This window comes from Vogesella urethralis (assembly GCF_007644045.2).
In the GTDB taxonomy this organism is placed as follows: domain Bacteria; phylum Pseudomonadota; class Gammaproteobacteria; order Burkholderiales; family Chromobacteriaceae; genus Vogesella; species Vogesella urethralis.
The window spans coordinates 1-228 of sequence record NZ_VMDW02000119.1 but is presented as its reverse complement, the minus strand read 5'-3'; the positions used below and the strand labels follow the sequence as shown (position 1 = coordinate 228).

The following is a 228-nucleotide window of genomic DNA, read 5'->3' as shown; positions in this document are numbered from 1 at the left end:
GCTTGCCGCCGATGCCGGCGAAGGACTGACGCTGGCCCTCGCCGACGATGAGGCCTTCAATTTTTATTACCTCGATAACCTGGCGCTGCTGGCGCGCTGCGGCGTGAAGATGGTGCGCTTTAGCCCGCTGCGCGATCGCCAGCTGCCGGCCTGCCAGATGATCTGGCTCGGCGGCGGCTATCCGGAGCTGCATGCGGCCGGGCTATCCGCTAACCACGAGATGCTGAC

The 228-nt window shown here is 65.4% G+C and carries 1 pseudogene; it reads left to right on the top strand.

Going from position 1 to position 228, the window contains the following annotated elements:
* A pseudogene (locus FLQ03_RS15605) lies at positions 1-228 on the top strand (hypothetical protein); the annotation flags it as partial.